The sequence below is a fragment of the Streptomyces sp. ActVer genome (assembly GCF_027270795.1).
GTDB classification, from domain to species: Bacteria; Actinomycetota; Actinomycetes; order Streptomycetales; family Streptomycetaceae; genus Streptomyces; species Streptomyces umbrinus_A.
In genome coordinates this window covers 1-5,301 of record NZ_JAPWHT010000590.1, presented here as the reverse complement: position 1 = coordinate 5,301, position 5,301 = coordinate 1, and the positions used below count along the sequence as shown (strand labels likewise).

5 protein-coding genes and 2 pseudogenes are annotated in these 5,301 nt (G+C 73.0%); 4 read left to right on the top strand and 3 right to left on the bottom strand.

Annotated features, from left to right (window positions below; all coding sequences use genetic code 11):
* Positions 1-78 (bottom strand): annotated as a pseudogene (locus O3Q52_RS48275) (L-serine ammonia-lyase, iron-sulfur-dependent, subunit alpha); the annotation flags it as partial.
* A gap of 1 nt (position 79) precedes the next feature.
* Between O3Q52_RS48275 and O3Q52_RS48270 the strand changes: the two are divergent.
* Both O3Q52_RS48270 and O3Q52_RS48265 read left to right on the top strand, forming a co-directional pair.
* Positions 80-451, top strand: a pseudogene (locus O3Q52_RS48270) (pyridoxal phosphate-dependent aminotransferase); the annotation flags it as partial.
* Positions 448-1,545: an MBL fold metallo-hydrolase gene (locus O3Q52_RS48265; RefSeq protein ID WP_269654801.1), complete on the top strand. Its 1,098-nt coding sequence runs from the start codon at positions 448-450 to the stop codon at positions 1,543-1,545. The pseudogene O3Q52_RS48270 and the gene O3Q52_RS48265, both read left to right, overlap by 4 nt.
* 154 nt (positions 1,546-1,699) lie before the next feature.
* On the opposite strand, the gene O3Q52_RS48260 is transcribed toward O3Q52_RS48265, so the two are convergent.
* Both O3Q52_RS48260 and O3Q52_RS48255 read right to left on the bottom strand, forming a co-directional pair.
* Positions 1,700-2,326 carry a DedA family protein gene (locus O3Q52_RS48260; RefSeq protein WP_269654800.1) on the bottom strand — a complete coding sequence of 209 codons (627 nt, stop codon included), beginning with the start codon at positions 2,324-2,326 and terminating at the stop codon, positions 1,700-1,702.
* Positions 2,323-3,162, bottom strand: coding sequence for an MBL fold metallo-hydrolase (locus O3Q52_RS48255; RefSeq protein ID WP_269654799.1), 840 nt, complete (start codon positions 3,160-3,162; stop codon positions 2,323-2,325). Before O3Q52_RS48255 ends, O3Q52_RS48260 begins: the two co-directional genes overlap by 4 nt.
* Positions 3,163-3,247: 85 nt before the next feature.
* Between O3Q52_RS48255 and O3Q52_RS48250 the strand changes: the two genes are divergently transcribed.
* Together O3Q52_RS48250 and O3Q52_RS48245 are read left to right on the top strand one after the other, a co-directional pair.
* Positions 3,248-3,673, top strand: coding sequence for a hypothetical protein (locus tag O3Q52_RS48250; RefSeq protein WP_269654798.1), 426 nt, complete (start codon positions 3,248-3,250; stop codon positions 3,671-3,673).
* Between the two features lie 174 nt (positions 3,674-3,847).
* Positions 3,848-5,301, top strand: a 1,454-nt coding sequence (locus O3Q52_RS48245; RefSeq protein WP_269654797.1) for a phage holin family protein, incomplete at its 3' end; no start/stop codon positions are given.

Below are 5,301 nucleotides of genomic sequence, written 5' to 3'. Positions count from 1 at the left end.
CTTGACCGCGGCCATGCCGTTGCGTTCGATGCAGGGGATCTGGACGAGGCCGCCGACCGGGTCGCAGGTGAGGCCGATCCTCGTGGCCGCGGGCGCCCTTGCCCGGCCCCCGCGCGCGGGCCGCCATGTGTACGCGGACCTCGGCCCGCTGCGCTCCGCGCCCACCGAGCGCGGTGTCGGCGACGCCCAGGAACTGGAGGACTTCCTCACCGACCGCCTCGGCATGCCCGTGCCCGGCGGCCACCGCTTCGGCGACGACCTCGGCGCGCTGCGCGTACGCCTGGCCACCGGCCCGTTCCTCGGCACAACCCACGAGGAGCGGACGGCGTCTCTCTCGTCACCGGAACCTCTGGAATTGCCGCATGTGGAACGCGCGTTGAGTCTGCTGGGCTCGGCACTCGCCGAGCTCCGCGATGACGATGACGCTCGGCGACGGGAGTCCCCTCGATGACGCAGCAGTCCGAGTCGACCACGACCACCACGACCACGGACGCCGAAGATCCGGCGTCGGCCTCCCCTCTGTCCCCGCTCCTGTCCTCCCCACTGCCCTCAGCCGTGTTCGCACCCGCCGTCGGAACCCCGCTCGCCGAACCCCGTCCGCTCGGCGAACGCCGCGTCTGGCCCCGCTCGTTCGCGGACCGGCTGACCGCCTCGCTGCCCGGCCTGAGCGGCTTCGCCCGGTTCGCCCGCGAGGGCGCGCTGCGGCCGGGTCCCGAGGGGCTCGCCGACATTCCCCGACTTCCGTACGAGCCGGGCCCGTTGCCCCGGGTGGACGCACGCACCATCGCCGTCTCCTGGGCGGGGCACGCCAGTTGGGTGGTCCGCATCGGTGGGCTCACCGTGCTCACCGACCCGGTGTGGTCCCGCAAGATCCTCGGAACTCCCGCCCGGATCACGCCCGTCGGCGTGGCCTGGAGCGCACTGCCGCGCATCGACGCGGTCGTCATCAGCCACAACCACTACGACCACCTTGACGCGCCGACGCTGCGCCGACTCCCGCGCGACACCCCGGTGTTCGTCCCCGCCGGGCTCGGCCGCTGGTTCAGGCGCCGCCGCTTCTCGCACGTCACCGAGCTGGACTGGTGGGAAGCGGCCGAACTGGGCGGCATCCGCTTCGACTTCGTACCGGCCCACCACTGGTCCAAGCGCAGCCTCCACGACACCTGCAGCACCCTGTGGGGCGGCTGGGTCCTGACCGCGTCCGACGGTCAACGCGTGTACTTCGCCGGCGACACGGGATACGGCCACTGGTTCTCCCGCATCGGCGCCCGCTACCCCGGTATCGACCTCGCCCTCCTCCCCATCGGCGCGTACGACCCCCGCTGGTGGCTCAGCGACGTCCACTGCGACCCCGAGGACGCGGTCCGAGCCACCCAGGACCTGGGCGCCCACCGCATGGCCCCCATGCACTGGGCCACCTTCGTCCTCTCGGCAGAACCGGTCCTCGAACCCCTGACCCGCGTACGAACGGCATGGGAGAAGGCAGGCCTGGCGAGGGAAAACCTGTGGGACCTGCCGGTGGGCGCTTCAAGGGTGCTCGGCTGAAGGCCCCAGCTTCTGGGCGCGCGGGGAGGGGCGGGCCCTTCAGGCGCGCGGTGACCCGCAGGTTTTTGGGGGCGCGGGGAACTGCGCGACCGGCCACACCCGGCCCGCAGACAACACACGGCAGAAGCCCCCGGACCGACCTACCCACACCTACCTACTGCGACGCGCTGCGCATACGGCGCCAAAGACCGGGTGCCACGCTGATCACAACGGTCAGAACGACCACCGCAACCACCCCCTCCCAGGGCTCCTTGAACAAGGAACCCCCGGCCACCCCGATGAGCTGATAAGTCGCGGCCCAGGCCAGGCAAGCCGGCCCATCCCCCCGAGCGAACCGCCGCAACGGCCACTTCGCCATCAAGCAGGCCAGCATCACCGGAATACGCCCCGCCGGCACCAGCCGCGACAACACGAGCACAGCCACACCATGCTCCGCGAGCTTCTCCTGCGCCTGCGCCAGCCGATCCTCCGGCGCACGGTCCCGGATCGCCGCCAGCCACCGCGACCCGTTCTTCGACTTCATGCCACGGCGCCCGAGCCAGTACAGCGCGACATCCCCCAGGAACGCCGCGAACGCCGCCACCACGAAGACCAGCACCATCGAGAACGGAGCGGTCTGGTGGAACGCCACCACCGCCGCCGAACTCACCAGGGCACCCGTCGGCACGACGGGCACCAACGCCCCGATCAGCACCAGCAGGAACAACGACGGATAGCCGAGCGCCTGCTGGGTGGACTCGGGCGGCACGGTCGTGACCGCGGCGGCGAGCACATCCCTCACCGGGCTTCGCCCTCCCGCTCGTCGTCGCCCCGGCCGGCCGGCGCGTCCCCCGGGGATGACCGGTACCCCGCGACCCGCGGCCGCACACGCTGTCCGTGTTCCAGAAGGTGCACCGCCACCTCGGGCGCACGCTCGGCGGCCAGGCGCACGAACTCCTCGCCGGGCGCGTGGAATTCATGGGGGCGCACGGCATCCATCCCGATCGGCCAGTACGTGCCGTAGTGCACCGGCACCGCGCTCCCCGGCCGCAGACGGGCCCGCGCCTCGGCCGCCCGCCCGGCGTCCAGGTGCCCCTCGCCCAGATACGGCCCCCATCCACCGACCGGCAGCAGCGCCACGTCGACCGGCCCGACCTCCTTGGCCATCGACTCGAAGAGGCCCGTGTCCCCGGCGAAGTACGTCCGTGCCTCGCCCTCGATCACATAGCCGAGGGCGGGCGCGCGGTGCGGCCCGACCGGCAGCCGCCGCCCGTCGTGCCGCGCCGGAACGGCCTGTACGACCAGGTCACCGACCCTCGTACGATCGCCGCTGGCCATCTCGGTGACCTGCAGATGACTGAGCCTCCGCAGCCCGGGGACGACCCGCGGGGCGCCCTTCGGCACCAGCAGCCGGGTGCCCGGGGCGAGCCGCGCGAGCGACGGGACGTGCAGATGATCGGCGTGCAGATGGGACACCAGGGCCACGTCCGCCACCGCGGCCTCCGGCGGGGGCGGCGCGCCCCGGCGCCTGCGCAGATGCGCGAGCCGGCGCGCGAAGAGCGGGTCCGTGAGCACGCGCGCGCCCGAGTCCTCGACGGTGCAGGTGGCGTGACCCCACCAAGTGATCTCCACCGGCACTCCTTTGCCTCCTTCGCGCGACTCCCCCCGAGCGTACGGGCAGGAGTAGGGTCGGCGACGAAACCCGGAGGTGAGGGGGGACGCCATGGGAGACACACGCCGTGCCTCCGGCACGCTTCGCGTGACGACGATCGCGAGTCTGACGCCGTTGGAGGAGCTGGAGGCGGACCCCTTCCTCGTGGACTCGCGCAGCCAGCACGCCATGTGCGCGCGCTGGGCCGCCGAGCGCGGCTATGTCGTCACCCGCGAACTGCTCGTACGGGGGCTGCGGCCCGACCACTGCGCGCTCTGGGAGGACGTCGAGGCGGGCCTCGTCGACCTGTTCGTCGCGCCCAGCCGCCGGGTCCTGGAACGGGCGCTCGCCTCCGTGGACGAGTTCACCGCCGAGTGCGCCCGGCGCGGAGTGCGGGTCGAGACGGTCGGCCACGCGGAACCCGCGTACGACGCCCAGATGAAGGCCCATGTCCACCGCCGTCTGTCGATGCCGACGGCGGGCTACGACGGCCGCTGACGCCTCCGGCGGTGCCGGGCCCGGGCCCGGCAGGGGCAACCCCGTGCGGTGATTCGCGGTCACCCTGTGTACGCGTGGCGAGCAACCGTCGTGCCCTTGTGCGCCGCCGAAACGGCTTGCGTGCTTGTGACAGGGTTGGGGCAGGTCTGAGAGCGGGGTGGAGGTGGGCGTGGCGTGAGCGGCGCGAGATGGCGGCGGCTGGTGAGCGCGCTCTGGCGGAGCGTTGCCGTATGGGCCGTGTCCACGGTCACCATGCTGGCACTGGCCGGGATCCTGCCGGACTTCAGAATCCAGTCAGCAGACGGGGACAGCGCGACGCAGATCGCCGTCACGGCCGCACTCGGCGCCGGGGCGTTCGGCGTGCTCTCCTCCGTGGTGTGGCCGCTCCTCGTCCGGGCCCTGCTCCTCGTCCCCGCCCTCGTCCTCGGCCTGCTCGTCTTCTTCCTCAACGGCTCGCTCCTGTGGCTCGCCCTGCGCATCATCCCGTCGGGAGAGAGCGAGGCCGCCCCGGAGACGGCCGTGGTGGTCGCCGCTGTGATGTCGGCCGTCGCCTCCGCCACCGGCGGTGCCCTCGCCGTCCGGGACGACGACGCGTACAGGCGCAGGCTCTACCGGCTCTCCGACCGGCGGCGGGGCGAGCTGGAGCCGGGCTCGGGCCCGTCCACCCCCGGCGCGGTCTTCCTCCAGCTCGACGGCGTCGGTCACGACGTACTCCTGGACGCGGTCGGACGCGGTCTGATGCCGACCGTCGCCTCCTGGCTCGGTGACGCCGAGGGGACCCGCACCACCCACCGGCTCACCCCCTGGCGTACCGACTGGTCCAGCCAGACCGGCGCCAGCCAGCTGGGCATCCTGCACGGCTCCAACCACGACATCCCCGCCTTCCGCTGGTACGAGAAGGACACCCTGGAGGTCATGGTCTGCAACCGCCCCACCAGCGCCGCCGAACTCCAGCGCCGCGCCATCGCACGCACCGGCGACGGCGGACTGCTCACCATGGACGGCGCCAGCCGGGGAAACCTCTTCAGCGGCGGCGCCGACCAGCTCGCCCTGGTGCTCTCCGTGGCCGCCAGGAGGGGCCGGAAGAACCGCTCGCGGGCCGGCTACTTCGCGTACTTCTCCGACCCCGCCAACGCCGTCCGTACCGCCATGTCCTTCGTCGCCGAGGTCGGCCGCGAGATCGGCGAGTCCACCTGGGCCCGCCTCAAGAAGCGGCGCCCGCGGGTCGGCCGCGGCGGCCTCTACCCGTTCATCCGGGCCTTCGCGACCGTCATCGAGCGGGACGTCGTCGTCGCCGCGGTGATCGGGGACATGCTCGCCGGACGCTCCTCGGTCTACGCGGACCTGGTGGCGTACGACGAGGTGGCGCACCACTCGGGCCCGCGCAGCCGCGACACGGAGAAGGTCCTGGCCCGCCTGGACCGCTCACTGGCCCTGATCGCGCAGGTCGCCGAGCACGCCCCTCGCGCGTACCGCGTCGTCCTGCTGTCCGACCACGGCCAGAGCCCCGGCGAGACCTTCCGTACGCGCTACGGACTCGGCCTCGGCGAACTGGTCCGGGCCGGCTGCGGGCTGCCCGTGCCCCGCAAGGCGCGCCGCACCCACAGCGGCGCCGAGGCCAGGGCCGC